An 18,000-nucleotide genomic window follows, 5' to 3' on the forward strand; every position below is an offset into this window, starting at 1 on the left:
ATGACCAATAATATTAGCAATATAAACAATACAGCTCATAATAAGAATCTCGATAAAACAACATTCGATGAACAACCTGTTTATGAAACAAGAGTATCACAAGCTAAAAAAATACTGCAAAGTTTTGCGCCAAATTATATTAAAGTTGATACAAATACTAAATTTATTAGTCTGATAGAGTCTGTCCGTGCTCTCTCTCCTGAATTACAATGTAAGGTACTAGATGGTCTTAATTATGCTAAGAATACACTACATAATATAAATCAAAATTCTGCCATAGCAACAAAATCATCCTGTCAGTCTACCGAGTCAATAGAGAAAACCATAACATTTAATATTCTCGATATGTTAGATAATTTGACGATGAGACAACAGAACATTATGGAGGCCTTTCTAAGAGTCTTTACATCAATGTACAATGCCTCTGCTAAGGCTGATGCTAGTATGAGTATCGTTTTTGAACAGCTTGTCAAGCTTCAGAGTGACGAAACAAAAAATGCTTCTTGGGCAAATTTTGCAGGTTCATTAGCAGGCTCAGCTATTAATGTTACGGGAGCTGTATTTATGGCAGGTGCAGAACTTGCGAAGCCCGCGGGGAAGATAGATGATATCGCAGAAAACCAGGAACAAAATACAGACAAACCAGATAGCCAAACTCGGATAAAATCAAAAGAAGATATGGCAAATGCGAAAGCCAGACTTGCCGAAATAGAAAATCAACAAAAAGATTTATCAAATAACAAGAATATTGAGGATAATGACAAACAAGAGCAATCAAGTAAGTTACAAAAAGAAAAAGAAAGTATCACTAATAAAATTAAAGACAAAGAAAAAATTAATAGTCACAATCTAAGATATGGTATTACCAGTTCTATTTCTCATACCAATAATCTATTTCAGTCTATTGCAAATCTATCTCAATACGGCGGAACAGTGGCAGCAGAACATACTCGTGCAGAAAAAGACTTGGCTGAGCAAGCTAAAAATGTTATGCATTCAGTTATGAGTAGCTATCTGGATCAAATTAATCGTGATGTTCAAGGAAGAGATCAGGCACTCAATTTATTACAGCAAATAATACAAACCATTATTGATACTGATAGTGCTATCGTTCAAGGCATTCGCTCATAAATTATTGCAATAATAGTTCCTTATATTTAAGGAGGAATGACACATGATTAATAAAGATAATAATTTAAATATAGATATTCTACGTCAGCAGAATGCAAACATTCCTCTTAAAGAGGCATCCTCGCAAAGTGAGGAGCCTCATCAATTGGGAAACAGCAAAAGCGAGAGTAATTTGCATAACAGCGCCAGTAAGGATAATAATATTGGCACTATGCTCAAGAAAGATGTTGAAAAACTATCAACTTTAGTCAGTGAACGTAGCCCGCGAAATGAAGACTGGAAATGCCAGCATGACATACAACTCAACTTCGTTAAAAACATGCTCAGAAATTTCCCAACTGAGAACCTGTCAGAGAAGGGATCTGCGCTCTTACACGAAAGTTATTCGCTGATAAAAAACGTTCTGCAGCTTACAGAAAATGTTAATACTATTGACGGAAAATTAAAGGATCCCGCTAAAATATTGACCTTGCATAACTCTGTGAGAAAAACCCTGGCTAACGTTGCTCACAACACAACCGGGTCAATTGCAATGGCAACGACCAAAGGAACCTTAACTCACGCTATCGCTTCTTTAGATAGTTCTGCGCCTGAAATGAGAAGTTCAGCAACCAGCAGTACTTTAACGGCCAGTAGTTCAAACGAATTTAAAAGTGATAAATATATATGCAGTGATATTGCTGATTTGATGAGTGTGCTCGGTAGCGACTACCTCGAAATCTATGCAAATAGCGTTGAGATAATGAGCGCATACTGGCAGGACTTCAGTGAACATATCCAAAGCAATATGGGAAAGTGGACTCACTCTAATAAAAAAGGCGATGCGATAGTTTTTGATGTCAATGCATTTCAAAAGGCCTTGATGCATTTTTATTATATCGATAAATATCCTAATGGTGACTTTCATTATCACTACAATCCAGAGTATGTTTTATACCCTCCGGCACCTGCTGACAAAATTGGTGTTCCACTGGAAGAAGCAGAAAAATGGTGCGCCGCTTTAGGTCTTCCGGTAATTCCACCCGATCCCAAACACCGCACACCTTCTCCTATAGTCGAAGTTGAACCGCAAGGTAGCGGTCTGTATGTTATTATTCCCAACCCTCAGATTATTGACAGTATGAGTCAGTCTTCAGACTCAATGGTACACAGGGACGATAAAGGGAAGGAAAAAAATATATCTAAAGAATTCACCGGCTACGAAATAAGCACGGCTGAATACCAGGCATGGCTTGCGGGTTATAACAGCCAGGCAGAAAACATGAAAACCGACGTGCAGGTTATCACGACTAAATACAGTACAGCCAACTCCACCTACGATACAATTATCAAATTATTATCTTCAACCATTACTGCGTTGTTTGATTCAGCAAAAGATTATTTACGTTTCTGATTAAGTAACACCCACAATTATCGCCCACTATCTGGTCCCGAAAAATGGGACCAGTGTTTCATATTATTAAGCATCAGCTTTCATTCATTTCTTCATCACAATCTTACAAAATGAGCGTTTTTTGATAGAGCAATTCTGCCAATACTTTATTTTATATTGATCAAATTAATACTATGAATAGAGAAAACGGAAGGAGCGTTCTATGCAACTGCAACATGGAAAAAATAACACACAACAATATATATTTGGCGACTTTGTATTAAAAAACAATGGAATATTATTATTCAAAAACAAAGAATATCATATTCCCCCGAAAGAACTTGGCGTTATTATTCTATTGCTTAATGCTGACGGTGAAATTGTTAGCAAAGAAGAGATTATCGATAAGGTCTGGAGCGCGAGTGTTGCCAGTGATGAATCTCTAACACGATGTATTTATGCATTGCGCAAACTTTTGCATGAGAATAAACAGTGTAAGTATATCGAAACGGTCTATGGTCGTGGATACCGTTTTACTGTACCTATTGTGATTGTGACCGATAATGAACCGGTAAAGTCGACCACCACTCTTGCCGTTTTTCCCTTTCGTACTGAAGGTTCGATCAATGTTCTAAAACTCCATTACGAACTTGTCCAGGGCCTTTCTAAATATGCTTTTTGTGGTTTAGATATTTTACCCGCTTCGGTAACAAATGAGGCCAGTGATTTCTCCACTATCCATCAGTTTATCAATAAAACAGGTCCAGAATATTATATTATGGGTCAGGTCGTTCACTATGGTAAAAACTGGCGTTTATTTATTGAGTTAATTCATGCCAGAACACATAAATTGATTGATCATCAAAGTATTGATTTCAACCCCGACAATCCTCTTTCCGTATTATTATCACAAGTAATTAATATTCTTATTGAAAAATACCCAATATTAATTTTAAATCTATTAATACACAACAAATGCCATCTCTGGATTCTGCTGTTATGTATATGAATGGCAGAATGGAAATGTATCGTTATACACCAGAGAGTTTGAAACGAGCATTAGTAATATTTAGAGATTGTGTGAGTACGCAACCGCAAAATACCTTGCCCTACTGTTGCCTGGCGGAATGCCATATATCATTAGCCCTCCTTGGACTCAGTGAACAAAAACAAGCAATAACTACGGCAGTAACCTCCATTGAAAAGGCTCTTGAAATTAACCCTTCAAATTCTCAGGCATTGGGTTTACTGGGTTTAATCAGTGGGCTAAAAGATGAACATTCAGTGTCTAATGTGCTATTTAAGCAAGCACATTTACTCAAACCTAATTCGCCAGACGTTTATTATTATCAGTCTCTGCTATGTTTTTTGAACGGTGACCTTGCAAGAGCATTTAATCTAATAGAAAAAAGTATTGCTCTTGAACCCAATAAAATGGGTATAAGCATTCTTAAATTAATTATACTTTATTACACATCCCCCCTCGATAACGCGATATCTTTTGCATTAAATCTTAACAGTCAAAACACCTGTAATAATCCAATTATTACCTCTATTCTGGCTATGTTCATGGCACTGAAAGGACATAATGACAAAGCCAAAAGTTTATTGCTTAAACTTGAGCCTGAACATGGTCTTGATTACACCTGTGTTAACTCGCTTTATACGAAATTTCTGATCTATGGCGCATCTATAAAAAATGACATTATGAAGTTACTGGCAAATATTAACACCAACAAAATCAATGGTGTTATTTTGCCGTTGATTTACACTGTGTATGGTAAAAAAGAATATGAAAAGCGCTGGCAACAATTAATTAAAGACAATGATTTATGGTCAAATGTTTTGCTTCATGACCCCCGTTTGCTCAGTGTAAAAAATGAATTTAATACTATCGGTGTGATGCGTACTTCTGCGTAAGAACTAAGATAAATTGCCCTGCATATGCAGGGCAAAAATATAAGTAACATCAGAACTCTTGCAAACACAATGCGGATGAACGTGACGCTATCGAGAGATGACCATCTCCTGGATAAAATATCATACCGCTGTCGAGCCAATAATGTTCAGAGCGAAATATTCCGTCATAAGAAGTCAGATTACCATATTCACCCCATAACGAACCTACTTTTCGCGGGACAGCACCGCTAGTTGCACTCCCCACTATATCCGTACTAGACGGTAATCTATAGCCCCTATCACTACAATATGAATTAATTACACTCCATGCTTCCTGAAAATCCCCTTGGGGTAAAAACCATTTCTGCAGTGAGAATCTATATGTGACTTTATTCCCTTTATTGCTTTTCGGCGTTCCTGTAATAGTAATTTCGTTCTTTAGAATATATTCTAAAGTCACCATACCATTACTATCGACCTGAATACCCTGTATACCGCTGGTCCAATTATAATCCGTGTTTTTCATATTGTGGGTTAATATCAGTGTAAATTTAGCACCATCAAACCCTGTTTTTGGAAAACCATCTGCCGCCCTGAATTTTGCACCATTAACACTCAGCGACTCGACTTCCACAAAAGGAAGGATGGTATAAGACGGTTGCCCGTCTACATACCAACCATTAATATGTAGATATGAGTTTAAGTTTTCTCCTTCTTTGTAGGCCATATAGGTACGCTCATATCTGCCATCACCTACAAATGTCCAACTGGACCAATGTTTCTTTTCCACATTTTGTAAGTACACTGCATCATCTGTCAGCAAATCCAGACCGTCATTCACAGGATTACCAAATTCATCAGATAATAAAACACTGACAGGTATATCCGCCCCAGCTACCACTAAAACTTCGTGTATACGAAGCTGTGAACGAAACTTACTTACTTCACCTCTGTTAATAGTGTAGCTTTTTGAATAATTGGCATCGACCCAACCCGCCATCTTCAGTTGCGCATTCAAATTCGCTTCCGCAAAATGTGCCATATACTGTCTTTGATATTGCCCATTGCCATTGTATATCCAATTATTGCCTTGAATAGAATCAGCGTTCCTGACTTGTACGTTTTCCTCATTAAGCTGAACGACACCATCAGTAATAAAGTTACCCTGGGCATCTTTAAGAACAACGGTCACCGTTATGCTATCCCCAGCGATATATTTCGTTTTGTCCGTGACTATCGTGGATTGAGATTTTGCCGCCGCACCTGGTTGTATCCCGTATAATGAGGACTTAATCTCCGTTCCCCATGTTTTTAATTTCAGACTGGCAACCAGATTTTCCTCGGCAACCCATGCTGTCCAGACAATGGTATATTCACCATTATTCTGCTCGACCCACTGCAGAGAATCGGGAGTTGCGCCACCTACCGCGAAATTATCGATATAAGACTCGATGACTTCTGATGTCAGCCCTAAAGCAGGGTTATCAAACTCATCCCGCAACGTTATTGTGACGGTTAATGGCTCCCCAGCGATATATGCCAATTTATCTGTCCTGATAGCAGAATTTGCCTGCACCGGAGCACCGCTGTGGATGGAATAACTCTCTGATTGTTTACTGCTGCCCCATTCAGACAACTTCAGCGTCGCGTGGTGAGAGTCTCCCGCCATTTGCGCCGACCATGTAGCAGTATAAACACCGGCAGTTTCAGACCATCCTCCTGAACGTACGGCTCCTTCTACTGTTACGTTATCACCAGACAATAAGGACTCGCCCCCTTCAACCAGGTTACCGTGCGCGTCTTTCAGCGTCACAGCGACGGTTATAGTGTCACCAGCGGTGTAGGCGTTTTTATCCGTAGCGATAGTTGATGTGGCTTGCGCCGGAGAACCGGACTGTATGTCATAGCGATCTGACGTTACGCCATCACTCCACGTCTGCAATTGCAGGTTGGCGTGCTGATTGGTACTGGCAATCGTCGCCATTCGGGTTGTGGTATACACGCCACCTGATTCAACCCAGCTTCCCGTTTCTGACGGGTCAGTGCCAGCCACCGTCAGCACACCATCAGCGGCTAACTGTGAAGCTGCACCGGTTACCAGATTATCGAACGCATCCCGGAGCGTTACCGTGATGGTGATTGTCTCTCCAACCGTATAGTTCGACTTATTTGTTTCAACGGTTGAAGTGAGCTGCGATGCATCACCAGGTACAAAGGTGACATTCTGGCTCAGGCTGCTGCTGTTGATGCTGGCAGTGACCGCACTGGTGCCTGCCGTCTGGCTGGTGACAGAGATCTCCACCGTGCCGTCCGGCTGCGTGGTGACCGTCGGAGCAGTCGTGGCACCGTTGCCTGCCAACACGCTGACCGTCTGTCCGGCAAGCGCATTACCGAACGCATCGGTGACCTTCACCCGCAGCGTGTTCGCCATTGCACCGTCTGCCACTGAGTCGTCCTTAATGACCACCAGATCCGCGATCTTCGCCGTCTTGACATCGGCGATAAATGTCACGTTCTGACTCTGAGTACTGCTGTTGATGGTTGCAGTGACTGCACTGACTCCCGCCGTCTGGCTGGTGACACTGATTTCCACCGTGCCGTCCGGCTGCGTGGTGACCACCGGAGCAACCGTTGCGCCGTTGCCTGCCGTCACGCTGACCGTCTGCCCGGCAAGTGTATTCCCGAACGCATCGGTCACCTTCACCTGCAGCGTATTCGCCATTGCGCCGTCTGCCACTGAGTCGTCCTTAATGACCACCAGGTCCGCGATCTTCGCCGTGCTGACATCGGCAATAAACGTCACGTTCCGGCTCTGGCTGCTGTTGTTGATGCTGGCGGTGACCGCACTGATTCCGGCGGTCTGACTGGTGACACTGATCTCCACCGTGCCGTCCGGCTGCGTGGTGACCGTCGGAGCAGTCGTGGCACCGTTGCCTGCCATCACGCTGACCGTCTGTCCGGCAAGCGCATTACCGAACGCATCGGTGACCCTCGCCCGCAGCATATTCGCCATTGCACCGTCTGCCACTGAGCCGTCCTTAATGACCACCAGGTCCGCGATCTGCGCCGTCCTGACATCCGCAATAAACGTCACGTCCCGGCTCAGGGTGCTGTTGTTGATACTGGCAGTGACTGCACTGACTCCCGCCGTCTGGCTGGTGACACTGATCTCCACCGTGCCGTCCGGCTCTGTGGTGACGGTCGAAGCAACCGTTGCGCCGTTGTCCGCCAACACGCTGACCGTCTGTCCGGCAAGTGCATTACCGAACGCATCGGTGACCCTCGCCCGCAGCGTGTTCGCCGTCGAACCGTCCGCCTCTGAACCATCCTTAATGACCACCAGATCCGCGATCTTCGCCGTCCTGACATCGGCGATAAATGTCACGTTCTGACTCTGAGTACTGCTGTTGATGGTTGCAGTGACTGCACTGACTCCCGCCGTCTGGCTGGTGACTGAGATCTCCAACGTCCCGTCCGGCTCTGTGATGACCGTTGGGGCTGTCGTTGCGCCGTTGTCCGCCAACACGCTGACCGTCTGCCCGGCTAGCGTGTTCCCGAACGCATCCGTCACCCTCACCCGCAGCGTGTTCGCCGTCGAACCGTCCGCCTCTGAACCATCCTTAATGACCACCAGATCAGCGATCTTCGCCGTCCCGACATCTGCGATAAATGTCACATCCCGGCTCTGGCTGCTGGTGTTGATGCTGGCAGTGACCGCACTGGTGCCCGCCGTCTGGCTGGTGACAGAGATCTCCACCGTGCCATCCGGCTGCGTAGTGACTGTCGGAGCAGTCGTGGCACCGTTGCCTGCCAACACGCTGACCGTCTGCCCGGCAAGCGTATTACCGAACGCATCGGTGACCTTCACCCGCAGCGTGTTCGCCGTCGAACCGTCCGCCTCTGAACCATCCTTAATGACCACCAGCTCCGCGACCTGCGCCGTGCTAACATCAGCAACAAAGTTCACCGTTTTACTATCGCTGCTTTGATTAACCTTAGCCTCAACAGTGCTGGCATCCGCTACGGTACTGCTCAGATCAACCTCTGCCATGCCATGCGCATCCGTCCTGATATCTGCGCTCTGCCCTGCATTGGCAAATACAGCCGCCCCCTTCGTCACCGTAAAGGTGACGGTCTGCTCCGGCAGCACATTGCCAAACTGATCTTCCACCCGGACATTCACCGTATGTCGATCGCTGCCATTCGCCAGCACATCCGGGTTACCCGTTGTCACTTGCATCGCGACAATTTGTGCGCTGGCGGCATCGCCACTAATACTGTAATCATTTGAAGTCAAAGCGCTCGCCCAGCCGGACATCTGTAGCTGTGCTTTTAAACCGGTGCCAGGGAGTAATGCGGTATACGTTGCGGTATAAATTCCTTTTTGATCTTCATTCCAGGCGATGCTTTCCGCTTTTGTATTTGGCAGCTGGATAGCCTGGTTGATAGCGTATCGTTGCCCCCCGACCAGGTTTTCATAGCTATCCTTGAGTGTCACCGTAACTTTTATCGCACCGCCCGCGGTGTAGGCCGTTTTGTCGGTAACGATGGAGGAATAAGCCAGCACAGCTCCGCTTTCGCGGATGGCATACGCATCGGATTGCTGCGCGCTACTCCATGTCGATAGTTTCAGCGTGGCGTAATGGCGATCGCCAGCAATCTTCGCGGTTCGGGTGGTGGTGTAAACGCCGTCAGACTCTTCGCTCCAGTTACCCGTTTCATTTTTATCTGTACCGCTCACCTCGACCACACCGCTACCCGCCAGCAGCGAAGCCATCCCTTTCACCAGGTTTTTCTGCTCATCCATAAGGGTGACGGACACTTTTATCTGGCCACCCGCGGTGTATGTCACATCGTCCGTTTTGATGGTGGAGGTCAGCTGCGAGATATCGCCAGTGATAAAGCTCACTTCCACAGACTGACTACTGCCATTGATCTCGGCCTTGATAAGACTGTTTACCGCCTGGTCACTGGCAAGGTTAATGCTGGCAATCCCGTCTTTATCTGTCGTCACAATACCGCCATTTGGATCGGCAAAAACCGCCGCACCATTCACGACCGTAAAGGTAACATTTTGTCCCTGCAGTAAATTTTGATGCACATCCCTGACCGTCACAGCGACGGTATTGTGATCGCGTCTGGCAACTGCGTTATTCGCGGTGATCTGCATCGCAGCGATTTTGGCGGTATCTTTATCACCCGCAATACTGAACGCATCCGAATGTTTGGTTTTCCAGCCGGGCATCGTCAGCTGGGCCGTTAATTTGTCGCCAATAAGATGGGCCGTATAGCTTGCTTTATAAATTCCCTCACTTTCTTCCGTCCAGGCACTAACGGCATCAGCCTTCGTGTTGTCTACTTTAACGGCTTGTTTAAGAAGTTCTTTTCTTCCGGTAACCCCGTTGCCGTTATCATCTCTCAGGGTCACTTTAACGACTATCGGCTTACCCGCGACGTAATTATCCTGGTCTGTCTCAATCGTGGAGTCAGCGCGGGATGCTGTATTCGCCACGATAGCAATCAGCGCCGGCGTCTTAGCAACATTGTCGCCGTTAAATTGCGGCATCAGCGATAACGCGCCAGACGTCTTCCCGGCGGTAACTATTTGGGTATAGGTTCCGTTACCGTTGTCTTTCCATTCGCTTAAGGCGAAATCCTGCAAACCTTTTGCCTGTGTTTTTAACGTCATACCGGGGATCGGCTTGCCGCTGGAATCTCGCGCGGTATAGGTCAGCGTTGAGGTTGATTTTCCATCAGCAAGCAGGATTTGCAGATCGACAGAAAGCGTTGAATCGGCGAGGCTTAGTGTGGGTTTTTCCACGACCACCATACTTTCTTCACGCCGGGAGAAATTTCCTTTCGAATCTTCCGCTGTAACCGCTATCGGGTAAGTGTTGTCGGTTTCAGGCATTGCCGTGAATCGGTAGGGAGGAATGGTGACCTGAATATCCTTGCCGGAAACAGCTACTTTTCCGCCCGCTGATTGCAGGGAGGCGGCTTCAATGTCATAACCTTTCAGCGCATATTTGGTTTGCAAGGAAGAAACCAGCGATTTAACCTCACCCGGCTTGCCTTTCAACGGATCGGTCAGCGTCAGCCGCACCAGCTCTTTCTTGCGATATTCGAGGACAATATTGTTATTACGATCGACCAGGTCATAGCGACTGCCCACAAGGCTGCGTCGTGCTGCAACTTCAGCCGGATCGAGCTGTTTTTGCAGTGAATGACCGGGTTGCAACGTCAACTCCATACCAATTCGGGTGTCGTTTTCTCCCTGTTTGCCCTGCCGTTGCTCGGCACTAAAGGAGATCAGGGGAACGGGGGTGTAACTCAAACCTGCGGTAATCGCGTGAGGATCATTTTGTCGCTCGTCTTTACCAAACAGCGCCACTTCATCGCCATAATATTGTTCATAGACCAGCTTGCCGCCCAGCTGCGGCCAGGCCGGTAACCAGCCTTCGGCGCGAAGATCCCACCCGTTCGCCGGACGTGCTTCATAGTCATTGTCGAGTTCCGGTGCACTACGCCAGTTACTGAGGCGCAGATAACCGTTGCCGCTCAGTTTCAGGTAATCGCGCCAGTATTCAACGCCCATCCCGGTTCGGGTGTGATAGCGGGTCAGGTCATGATCGATAAACATATTGACGCCAGACATCCAGCTCGATGTGAAATAACGCCAGCCGATACCGTGGTTGGTTTGAGTGCGATCATCCGTACGGTGAAGTGTGTGCTGGCTGAAGACCAGGTTATCCGGCGTTTCGTACCAGGGATGGAGAAATTCAAATGACGAGCTTTTAAGGCTGAAATCTTCATCCACACCAAGAGATACCCGGGCAGTTCCCCAACGGCTGAGCCAGTCCGTTGCCTGCGCAGAGGCAGAAGAAGCCACCCAGCCACGCGCCATACTTGCAGCCTGTTCGCTGTCCATATCGCGCGCTAAAAGTGTTCCGCTTTGCTGCGCCACTTCCGCGACCTGCATTTGCGGATCTTTGCCATCGCGCTCCATCTGCATTGCTTTCAGGTTGCGCGCTTCAGGGCTGTTACTGTTAATGAGGGGCACATCTATTTCATCGCCCTGACGCACATTGTCAAAGCCCCGCGCAAAGGTACGGAACTGATTCAGGCGACGTAATTCATCAACGGTGATACCAAAGCGTGCCGCGACCGTTGGTGGCGATTCCAACGCACCCAGGGTATATGGAATAGTTTTAACTTTCGGCAGGATCAGTGACGCGGCAGTATCCGAGTGCGCAGGATTAATATGCGTAGGGGCAGCAGCCATAACAGGGAAAATAGTTTGTGTTATCAGGCAAATACCGGCGGTCAGACGACGTAAACGATCCCCCAATCCACATATGGTGTTATCGCCCCGACGATCGCCATTCCCATGCACTTTCCCTGCCATTTGTCATCCCTGTCGCTATGCGTTCAGATTAAATGACCTTTCTTTAACATGAGGGAAAATGATGATTCATGATTAGCAAATGATGAATACAGGCGGAATAATGGAAATAACAACAAGATAAGAACAATACCTGATCAAGGATTATCAGGAGGAAGAACAGGAGAGCTTCCCGCCAGAGCAGTAACCCCTCCTGTAAATACGTTACTTCATTTTCACCTTTGCGGTGACCAATAACGCCGTCAGCAACATCAATGTGCCAGACAACATCAACGGCGAAGTCAGACCAATATTATCCAGCGCATAACCGCCGATTGCCGCGCCACAGGTATTAGCAAGCTGAATAACCGCCACCTGAATAGACCCGGCTTTTTCTGCCTGATCGGCCAGTGAGCGGGTGATCCACGTTGACCAGCCGACAGGAACCAATGCAAAAGTTAGCCCCCAGATAATCGCCACGCCGGTAGCAACGATTTTATCGCTTCCCCACAACGTCAGCACCAACGCACTCACAGCCAGTATTAATGGCGCGCCTGCTAAGGCCAGTTTTACCGAACGTTTAAGAATGAACGACGAAAGCGACGTACCAATAAAGCTGGCGATACCAAAACTCAACAGCACCAGCGTTAAGCCATCCACGCCGAATCCCGCCAGGTTCATATACACCGGGCGAATATACGTGAAGAAAGCAAACTGCCCGGCGAAAGACATGAAGATGGCGAGCATCCCTGCCATCACACCCGGACGTTGTAATAAGCGGAAAGTATTTTGTTTCTGATGCGAGGGTTCGCCTGGCAGCGAAGGCAATGATTTGATAATCCAGAAAATACACAGCACGCCCATCACCGCCGCCGCATTAAAGACATTGCGCCAACCGATAAGCTCGCCTAAAAAACTGCCCAACGGTGCGGCAATCACCAGCGCAATAGAAACCGCGCCGAAGATCACCGACAGCGCCTTCGGCACCGTACGCGGCGGTACCAGACGCATGGTCAGCGACGCCGACATCGCCCAAAACCCGCCCAGCGCCAACCCCAGACAGGCACGACCGATTAAAAGCAAACTGAATGAGTTGGCAAAGGAAACCAGCAAACAGGAGAGCGTCAGCAAAACGGCAAACAAAATAACAACGTAGCGGCGGTCAGTGGCCTGAATTGTCTGGGTAATAAACAAACTGGCAAACATTGCCACAAAGGCGGTCACGGTCACCGATTGCCCGGCAACCCCTTCCGAAATGCCTAAATCCTGGGCCATTGGCGTCAACAAACTGACAGGCAAAAACTCAACGATAATCAGACAGGCGACGCAAAACGCCACCGAGAAAACGGCTGACCAGTTCGGTCGGGTGATGGCATCCGCGCCGCGGTTTTCGGCAATAAATTCACTCATGGTGTTACCCGTGGCATGTTTCAGGGGAAAAGCCGACCACTTTAACATTGAAATGTGTGACGCATTTAACGTTTTTGCAACTTTTACGGTGTTGTGGGAAAAGCTCGAGGCTGCTCGAAGAAATAAAAATCATAGGGCAAGGTGATATGTATTTTCGCGATTGTGTTGGGAACAAGGGATAAAGTATTGCACTTGGTGATATACTTTAATAACAGGACCTCAACGATATACGCGTGTTTAAAACCAAATGGTTTGCAAGGGAAGCCAGGTCTCATGCAATAACAGATGAAGAGTTGTGCCGGGCCATTTTAGAAACAGAACAAGGTAAAGCTGATGCACTTGGCGGTGGCTTTTTTAAAAAGCGCCTTCACAAAAATCGTGAGCGTGCAATTATTCTGGCGAAAGGGGGAAGCAATTGGTTTTACACGTTTTTATATGCAAAACAGGATATGTCGAACATCAATAGTCAGGAACTGGCTGGGTTTCGTGAACTTGCAAAGCATTATGCCTTCCTGACGAAAGCCCAACTAACAGCAATGATTAACACTAAAGAACTGACAGAGATCTGCTATGACTGCAAAAACTAAATTTAAAAGTCCTGCATTTGAGGCTATTCACAGCGCAGCGGCTGGATTGTCCAGCGTCAATGCTATTTCTGCCGAAACGATGCGTACTTTTGACAAAGCCTGCCTGACCAGCGTGCAAGACTTACAACCTGTTGAGATAAAAGCACTGCGGGAAAAATTAAAAGTGAGTCAGCCCGTCTTCGCTCACTATCTCAATACCAGCGTTTCAACTGTACAAAAATGGGAAAGTGGCGCTAAACGCCCCAATGGCATTTCATTAAAACTGCTCAGCATTGTGCAAAAACACGGGCTGGAGGTGCTGCTGTAAATAGAACGTAGATAATGCGTTCACCTACTGTCAGTTCCGATACCGGATGCGGCATGAACGCCTTATCCACCCTACAGGTCAGGCGCGGTCTGTAGGCTGATAAGACGAAGCGGTTTTAATGCAACCAGTGAACGCCCTCGGCAGGCTGAAAGAACGCGTTATAGCGCATCTGAAAAGCATTAATATCCTGCATTTCAGGTTCGGTTTCGCGCAGAAAACCCAGCGCCAGCCTGACCTGAGCATCGGTAATGGGAGCGGCAAGACGGGCTTTTTGTAAAATCCGATGCCATTGCAGCAGGTTCTGTTCGCTACCATCGACAATGACAATTTGCCAGATGAGCAACACCTGCGCGGCGTTTTGCAGGTGCGACTCATCCGGACGATGCAAATAACGTAAAAATTCGTCACCGGCTGACTTTCCCATTTGATCGACCATCGACTCCACGGGTACGACATCGATATTCAGCCGATCGCTGAGACGGCGAATCGCTTTTCTGGCCCCGGATGTCAGCACCCGAAAACCAACCACAAACACTACCGCCAGCGTGGCGAGCATTATCCAGATCATGAGTTCTCCTGCGTAATCAGAACTCATGATATCTGGAAACCCTCGCCAGTTACTAATCCACCAGAATAATCTTCAGTGCAAACAGAGCTGCGACCACCACCACACACAGGTTCAGATCGCGCCAGCGCCCGGTGCACACTTTCATGATGCAGTACGACATAAAGCCGAGTGCAATCCCTTCGGTGATCGAGAAAGTAAAGGGCATCATCACCGTGGTAATAAATGCGGGCACCGATTCGGTAAAATCATCCCAGTTAACGCGCGCCAGGCTCGAAGTCATCAGCACGCCAACAAAGATTAACGCTCCGGCGGTTGCGTAAGGAGGAACCATCGCCACCAGCGGTGAGAAGAACATAACTAACAGGAACATAACGCCGACCACGACAGCCGTCAGCCCCGTGCGACCACCGACCGCCACACCAGAAGTACTTTCAATATAGGCAGTAACAGATGAGGTACCAATAAATGCGCCTGCCACCGAACTGACGCTATCAACATACAGCGCCTTATTCATATTGGGGAATTGACCGTTACTATCTATTAAGCCAGCTTTATCAGTTACACCAATTAATGTTCCTGATGAATCAAATAGGTTGATCAGCATAAAGGAGAAAATGATACCGGCGAGTTCAAGTGTTAACGCGCCGCTCAAATCTACTTCACCAATGACGCCGCTAATATCAGGCGGAATGGAATAGACACCGCTAAAATGAACATCACCGAAAAATAAGCCACAGCAAGACGTCACCACAATAGAAACAAGCACCGCGGCATGAAAATGACGTGATGACAACACGGTTATAATAAAAAACCCTAAAATACCTAACAACACGCCGTGAGAACTTAAATCGCCAATCATCACCAGGGTGTCTTTATTGGCGACAATAACGCCAGTATTTTTTAATCCCATTAAGGCGATAAATAATCCGATTCCGCTGGTGATACCAATACGTAAACTTAATGGAATGTTGGAGATCATCCAGTACCGGATACGAAATAGCGTGAGCAAAAATAGCCCAATTGCGCCCCAGAATATCGCGCCCATCCCGGTCTGCCAGGAGATACCCATCGCCCCCACGACCACGAACGCAAAGAAGGCGTTCAGCCCCATTGCTGGAGCCAGCGCCACGGGTAAGTTAGCAAATATCCCCATCGCAATACTGCCGATACCGGCAATCAAACAGGTGGTAACAAACACCACTTTCGGGTCCATTTGTGCCGCGCCGAGGATTTGCGGGTTCACAAAAACGATGTACACCATGGTTAAAAAAGTGGTCATCCCCGCAATCAATTCTGTGCGGACGGTGGTCCCATGCTGAGGTAGTTTAAATAATCGCGAAAGCGTCCCTGATTCATTACTCACGTAATCGGTATTGTCATTATTCATTTTTTTGTCCATTGGAGGAGATTTAATCCCTTGCTTTTGTAAAACAAATGACAACAACGGTTCAGTGATAATTATCACATTTCAATTGCACATTAATGGATATTCTTTAATAATCTCGCGACGTTTCTTTATGATAAATAATAATCAAATTGATAAAATCAAAATGAGAAAAATATGAATAATTCTATTAACCATAAATTTCATCACATTAGCCGGGCGGAATACCAGGAATTGTTAGCCGTTTCCCGTGGCGAGGCTGTTGCCGATTATATTATTGATAATGTCTCTATTCTCGACCTGATCAATGGCGGAGAAATTTCCGGCCCAATTGTGATTAAAGGGCGTTACATTGCCGGTGTTGGCGCAGAATACACTGATGCTCCGGCTTTGCAGCGGATTGATGCCCACGGCGCAACGGCGGTGCCAGGGTTTATTGATGCTCACCTGCATATTGAATCCAGCATGATGACGCCGGTCACCTTTGAAACCGCTACCCTGCCGCGTGGCCTGACGACCGTTATTTGCGACCCTCATGAAATCGTCAACGTGATGGGCGAAGCCGGATTCGCCTGGTTTGCCCGCTGTGCCGAACAGGCAAGACAAAACCAGTACTTACAGGTCAGCTCTTGCGTACCCGCCCTGGAAGGCTGCGATGTTAATGGTGCCAGTTTTACCCTTGAACAGATGCTCGCCTAGCGGGACCATCCGCAGGTTACCGGCCTTGCAGAAATGATGGACTACCCTGGCGTAATTAGCGGGCAGAATGCGCTGCTCGATAAACTGGATGCATTTCGCCACCTGACGCTGGACGGTCACTGCCCGGGTTTGGGTGGTAAAGCACTTAACGCCTATATTGCTGCGGGTATTGAAAACTGCCACGAAAGTTATCAGCTGGAAGAAGGACGCCGGAAATTACAACTCGGTATGTCGTTGATGATCCGCGAAGGGTCCGCTGCCCGCAATCTCAACGCGCTGGCACCGTTGATCAACGAATTTAACAGCCCGCAATGCATGCTCTGTACCGATGACCGTAACCCGTGGGAAATCGCCCATGAAGGACACATCGATGCCTTAATTCGCCGCCTGATCGAACAACACAATGTGCCGCTGCATGTGGCATATCGCGTCGCCAGCTGGTCGACGGCGCGCCATTTTGGTCTGAATCACCTCGGCTTACTGGCACCCGGCAAGCAGGCCGATATCGTCCTGTTGAGCGATGCGCGTAAGGTCACGGTGCAGCAGGTACTGGTGAAAGGCGAGCCGATTGATGCGCAAACCTTACAGGCGGAAGAGTCGGCGAGACTGGCACAATCCGCTCCCCCGTATGGCAATACCATTGCCCGCCAGCCAGTTTCCGCCAGCGACTTTGCCCTGCAATTTACGCCCGGAAAACGCTATCGGGTCATTGACGTCATCCATAACGAATTGATTACGCACTCCCACTCCAGCGTCTACAGCGAAAATGGTTTTGATCGCGATGATGTGTGCTTTATTGCCGTACTTGAGCGTTACGGGCAACGTCTGGCTCCGGCTTGTGGTTTGCTCGGCGGCTTTGGTCTGAATGAAGGCGCGCTGGCTGCGACGGTCAGCCATGACAGCCATAATATTGTGGTGATCGGTCGCAGTGCCGAAGAGATGGCGCTGGCGGTCAATCAGGTGATTCAGGATGGCGGTGGGTTGTGCGTGGTCCGTAACGGCCAGGTACAGAGTCATCTGCCGTTGCCCATTGCCGGGCTGATGAGCACCGACACGGCGCAGTCACTGGCGGAGCAAATTGACGCCTTGAAAGCTGCCGCCCGTGAATGCGGTCCGTTACCCGATGAGCCGTTTATTCAGATGGCGTTTCTTTCTCTGCCAGTGATCCCCGCGCTGAAACTAACCAGTCAGGGGCTATTTGATGGCGAGAAGTTTGCCTTCACTACGCTGGAAGTCACGGAATAATAAAAAAAAGCCCGGCG

General features: G+C 47.5%; 8 protein-coding genes and 2 pseudogenes. 6 read left to right on the forward strand and 4 right to left on the reverse strand.

All coding sequences use genetic code 11. From position 1 onward, the window contains the following. The 3 genes and pseudogenes from ACJHX3_RS10120 to eilA all read left to right on the forward strand — a co-directional run bounded on the left by ACJHX3_RS10120 (window position 1) and on the right by eilA (window position 4,423). Window positions 1-1,131 (forward strand): hypothetical protein, encoded by a 1,131-nt coding sequence (locus ACJHX3_RS10120; protein ID WP_094308479.1) that lies wholly within the window; start codon window positions 1-3, stop codon window positions 1,129-1,131. A 43-nt stretch (window positions 1,132-1,174) separates the two neighbouring features. Next, complete coding sequence (locus ACJHX3_RS10125) at window positions 1,175-2,524, forward strand: IpaD/SipD/SspD family type III secretion system needle tip protein (RefSeq protein ID WP_063086457.1); 1,350 nt, start codon at window positions 1,175-1,177, stop codon at window positions 2,522-2,524. A 202-nt stretch (window positions 2,525-2,726) separates the two neighbouring features. Further along, window positions 2,727-4,423, forward strand: a pseudogene (gene eilA, locus ACJHX3_RS10130) (HilA family transcriptional regulator EilA). A 49-nt stretch (window positions 4,424-4,472) separates the two neighbouring features. Here eilA and iatC read toward each other — a convergent pair. Together iatC and nepI are read right to left on the reverse strand one after the other, a co-directional pair. Beyond that, entirely contained in the window at window positions 4,473-11,807 is a 7,335-nt protein-coding gene (gene iatC / locus ACJHX3_RS10135) for an inverse autotransporter adhesin IatC (RefSeq protein ID WP_094322936.1), read from the reverse strand. 201 nt (window positions 11,808-12,008) lie between these two features. Next, entirely contained in the window at window positions 12,009-13,193 is a 1,185-nt protein-coding gene (nepI, locus tag ACJHX3_RS10140) for a purine ribonucleoside efflux pump NepI (RefSeq protein ID WP_001288554.1), read from the reverse strand. A 233-nt stretch (window positions 13,194-13,426) separates the two neighbouring features. On the opposite strand from nepI, the gene ACJHX3_RS10145 reads away from it, so the two are divergent. Continuing rightward, a complete protein-coding gene (locus ACJHX3_RS10145) occupies window positions 13,427-13,780 on the forward strand; it encodes a type II toxin-antitoxin system RelE/ParE family toxin (protein WP_001309066.1) in 354 nt (117 codons plus the stop codon). After that, window positions 13,764-14,087 carry a helix-turn-helix domain-containing protein gene (locus ACJHX3_RS10150; protein WP_000125646.1) on the forward strand — a complete coding sequence of 108 codons (324 nt, stop codon included), beginning with the start codon at window positions 13,764-13,766 and terminating at the stop codon, window positions 14,085-14,087. Before ACJHX3_RS10145 ends, ACJHX3_RS10150 begins: the two co-directional genes overlap by 17 nt. A 115-nt stretch (window positions 14,088-14,202) precedes the next feature. On the opposite strand, the gene ACJHX3_RS10155 is transcribed toward ACJHX3_RS10150, so the two are convergent. Both ACJHX3_RS10155 and adeQ read right to left on the reverse strand, forming a co-directional pair. Next, window positions 14,203-14,655 carry a DUF1198 domain-containing protein gene (locus ACJHX3_RS10155; protein WP_001295241.1) on the reverse strand — a complete coding sequence of 151 codons (453 nt, stop codon included), beginning with the start codon at window positions 14,653-14,655 and terminating at the stop codon, window positions 14,203-14,205. Between the two features lie 52 nt (window positions 14,656-14,707). Further along, the gene (gene adeQ, locus ACJHX3_RS10160) at window positions 14,708-16,042 is read right to left on the reverse strand and encodes an adenine permease AdeQ (protein ID WP_001586450.1); all 1,335 of its coding nucleotides are present in this window, start codon (window positions 16,040-16,042) and stop codon (window positions 14,708-14,710) included. 174 nt (window positions 16,043-16,216) lie between these two features. Here adeQ and adeD point away from each other — a divergent pair. Then, window positions 16,217-17,983: pseudogene (gene adeD / locus ACJHX3_RS10165) on the forward strand (adenine deaminase). Window positions 17,984-18,000: the final 17 nt, after the last annotated feature.

The organism is Escherichia sp. WS1265 (assembly GCF_046487585.1).
In the GTDB taxonomy this organism is placed as follows: Bacteria; Pseudomonadota; Gammaproteobacteria; order Enterobacterales; family Enterobacteriaceae; genus Escherichia; species Escherichia coli.

Coding starts and splice junctions, on each gene's coding strand:
- ACJHX3_RS10155 (WP_001295241.1), bottom strand. CDS start 14,655: ATGATCTGGATAATGCTCGCCACGCTGGCGGTAGTGTTTGTGGTTGGT.
- adeQ (WP_001586450.1), bottom strand. CDS start 16,042: ATGAATAATGACAATACCGATTACGTGAGTAATGAATCAGGGACGCTT.
- nepI (WP_001288554.1), bottom strand. CDS start 13,193: ATGAGTGAATTTATTGCCGAAAACCGCGGCGCGGATGCCATCACCCGA.
- ACJHX3_RS10120 (WP_094308479.1), top strand. CDS start 1: ATGACCAATAATATTAGCAATATAAACAATACAGCTCATAATAAGAAT.
- iatC (WP_094322936.1), bottom strand. CDS start 11,807: ATGGCAGGGAAAGTGCATGGGAATGGCGATCGTCGGGGCGATAACACC.
- ACJHX3_RS10150 (WP_000125646.1), top strand. CDS start 13,764: ATGACTGCAAAAACTAAATTTAAAAGTCCTGCATTTGAGGCTATTCAC.
- ACJHX3_RS10125 (WP_063086457.1), top strand. CDS start 1,175: ATGATTAATAAAGATAATAATTTAAATATAGATATTCTACGTCAGCAG.